The 419-nt window shown below is 65.2% G+C and carries 1 protein-coding gene; it reads left to right on the top strand.

Going from position 1 to position 419, the window contains the following annotated elements; genetic code table 11:
* Positions 1-419: diguanylate cyclase domain-containing protein (locus AC1D1Y_RS26570; protein ID WP_477684979.1), on the top strand; the 419-nt coding region annotated here is incomplete at both ends.

Here is a 419-nt window from a genome sequence, read left to right as displayed (position 1 = left end):
GCCATATGCTGGGTTATGGCAGCGACATGGCCTTTCACCGCACGCTGAACGACCTGCTGGCCGTCCCGCTGGACGCCGAGGCCGATGGCACCCTGCACATGCTCGCCGACGCCAATGCGCTGGCCGGTGCAGGCAAGACGGTGGAGGTGCAGGGTCGCCACCACAGTGGGGCCACCTTTCCCATCAGTCTGTCGGTCTCGCGCATTCCGCAGTACACACAAGAAACCTATGTGGCGGTGCTGCGCGATGTCACCCAGCAGCGCCAGGACGAGGAGGAAATCCGCCGTCTGGCGTTTTACGACCCCCTGACCGGCCTGCCCAACCGSCGCCTGCTGATSGACCGGGTGCGCCAAGCGATGGCCAACTCCTCGCGCTTGGGGCAGCACGGTGCGCTGATGTTTCTGGACCTGGACCACTTC

This window comes from Polaromonas sp. P1_G1, assembly GCF_056405595.1.
Note: the sequence above shows the minus strand (reverse complement) of the source record. Positions and strands in the feature narration are given on the sequence as shown.